General features: G+C 61.9%; 1 protein-coding gene. It reads left to right on the top strand.

Annotation, left to right across the window (positions count from 1 at the left end; genetic code table 11):
* Positions 1-516 precede the first annotated feature (516 nt).
* On the top strand, positions 517-2,835 hold the full coding sequence (locus OXG98_05960; protein ID MCY3771545.1) for a TonB-dependent receptor: 2,319 nt from the start codon (positions 517-519) through the stop codon (positions 2,833-2,835).
* Positions 2,836-2,977: the final 142 nt, after the last annotated feature.

Below are 2,977 nucleotides of genomic sequence, written 5' to 3'. Positions count from 1 at the left end.
CAATAAGGTCGAATTTTACTCGTGCGCCGATCCCTGTCTGTAGGAGATTTACCCCGGTTCACGCACGGTCAATTCAACATTTGCCGGGATGCCTGCTGTCTCAACCATTCAGCGTATTGCTTTCTGCTGAAAACTACGTTCTGTAGCACCGCTTTCGCAATACAAACTGGAGAGGGTCCCTTGTCGATGGAAGATTGCACGGTTTCCGGGCCGTTTCGGATAAAGCACCTCGGGCGCCCGGCCGGGGTTCCTTCAGTCCCCCAGACGCCTACGATTCACCCATCCGTAGCGCACCGGCGCACACCGTACTTGCGCGGGGAAGGGAACTTTCCCTTCTCGCCCGTGCCCGATTAGGCAAGAGATCGTACCTTTTTCTGCAAGGGTTTCCCGGTAGGCCTCGGGCATCATCCGTAGTGAAACCGACTCAGAACGGTATCGATCGAATACCACGCCAGAGTGCACGCCAGAGCGCACGCCAGAGTGCACGCGAGAGTGCACGCGAGAGAGGATGTCGACATGGAAAGATCCAAACACTTGCTGCTGGGAACCCTCGGCTTCGCGCTGCTCGGTTACGGGTCGGCCGCCGCGGAAAAAGCCCTGGCGCAGGGTGGGGCCGTCACGGATTCCCGCCCCGTGATCGAAGAAATCATCGTCACCGCGCAGAAGCGGGAGGAGAGCCTGCAGGACACGCCGGTTGCGGTAACGGCTTTTACGTCCACCGCCCTCGAAGACCGCGGCTTCGAGGACATCTCCGAAATCGCCGACTTCACCCCGAACCTGGTGTTCGACACCACCTCCCCGATCAGCGGGCTGTCGTCCGGGGCCATCGTTTTCATTCGCGGCATCGGCAATTCCGATTTCAGCCTCACCACCGACCCCGGCGTCGGCATCTACGTCGACGGCGTGTACATGTCCCGATCGGCCGGCGGTGTCCTCGATGTGCTCGATATCGAGCGCATCGAAGTACTGCGGGGGCCCCAGGGTACCCTGTTCGGCCGCAACACCATGGGCGGCGCCGTCAACATCACCGCGCGCAAGCCCGGCAACGAACTCGGCGGCCAGCTTTCCTTTACGGGCGGCAATTTCGAGCGCCGCGACCTGCGGGCATCCATCGATTTCCCCATTTCAGAGCAGCTTCGCGCGACCCTGGCGGTATCGGAAAAGAACCGCGACGGTTTCGTCGACCGGGTGCTGGTCGGCGACAAGCTCGGCGACGATGACGAGTTTGCCGTCCGGGGCGTCGTGCTGTTCGAACCCACCGACTGGCTGGATTTCCAGTTGAGCGTCGACCGTACGGAAATCGACGAGCGAAGCGCCGGGTCCACCCTCAGCGGATTCACGCCCGGTGCGGGCACCGTCGGTTACGGGCTCGCCACGTTCGGCGACATCGGCGCGGGCATGGCCGATCTGGCCCAGTACATCACCGACGGCAAGGACGACATCACCTACGCCACCGGCGTCTCCGGCACGAAACTCGAACTCGACGGGGTATCCTTCGTCGCCAACTGGCACGGGGCCGCCTTCGACCTCAAGTACACCTTCGCCCACCGGCAGACCGAGGGCGCCTTCAACCGCGACCCCGACAACTCGCCGCACGCCATCACCGAAACGCAGAACCCCGAATACGACCACGAGCAGACCACCCACGAACTGCAGCTCACGGGAACCGCCTTCGATGAACGGCTCACCTACGTGGCGGGGCTGTATGCCCTCGACGAGGAAGGCACCGACAACGTCTACGTGCCCGTATTCCTGCCCACGCCGGATCTCGCGATCGGGTTTCCCGCCGCGATCCACAACCTCGCCGATGTCGACAACGACAGCCAGGCCGCCTACCTGCAGCTAACCTGGGACCTGAACGACATCTTCTCGGTCACCGGGGGCGTACGGCATACCAAGGATGACAAGGAGTTCGTCTATACCCAGTACATCGCCGCGGACATCGCCGGCAATCCCCTGCCGTTCTTCCCGGGCGCCGTGACGGAAACCGGGGAATTCAGGCCCGGCCTTCTGCCGATCGTCGGCAACGGCAGCGGCGCGCTGGACGACACCTTCAAGGAGACCACGCTGAAGTTCGGGCTCGATGCCCGCCTCCCCGACGGCACGCTGGTCTACTACAGCTTTTCCCAGGGGTTCAAGAGCGGTGGATTCGTGTTGCGCTACGTCGAGTACGTGCCCCAGGCGCGCACTTTCGAACCGGAACTGCTCGACACCCATGAGATCGGCGTGAAGTGGCAGGGCTTCGACGACCGGGTGCGCCTGAACGCGGCCGCGTTCCTTTCGGATTACCAGGAGGTTCAGGTCACCTTCTTCGACAGCCTCGGCGGCCCCGTGACCGCCAATTCGGGCTCCGTGGGCATCGCCGGCCTGGAACTCGAGTTGACGGCCCTTCTCACGGCCAATCTGCGCCTCGACCTCGGCTATGGGTATCTCGACGCCGATTACGACGAGATCAATCCCATTGCCGGCCTGTCGCTCACGATCGATGAGTCCGCAAAACTCGTCAACACCCCGTCGCACACGTTCGTTGCCGGGGTCGAATACAGCATTCCGTGGCAGGCCAACGAGCTGGCGTTCCGGCTCGACTACGCCTACACCGACGATTTGTTCAACGACTCCCAGAACTCCCCCTTCCTGTTCCAGAAGGCCTACGACACCCTGAACGCCTCCCTGCGTTTCTCGTTGGGCGAATCGACAGACATCGTCGCCTTCGTCGAGAACCTGACCGATGAGCGGTATATCGAAAGCGGCGACTCGAACTTCGGCCTGGGCTTCCACGAAGCCAACTACAACCGGCCCAGGGAATACGGCCTTACCGTTCGATACCGGTTCTAGCCCATTGATGTCACAGGACACCAGCACCTGCCGCCATTGGAACCAAAAGGGTGAAACGTTGATGCACGTAGGGTGAACCCGATCATGACCGAAACATTCAAGGCGGCCGTTGTACAGGCAGCACCGGTTTTCATGGATCTCG

The sequence above is a fragment of the Gemmatimonadota bacterium genome (assembly GCA_026706345.1).
GTDB lineage: Bacteria > JAAXHH01 > JAAXHH01 > JAAXHH01 > JAAXHH01 > JAAXHH01.
This window is presented reverse-complemented; position numbering and strand designations above follow the sequence as displayed.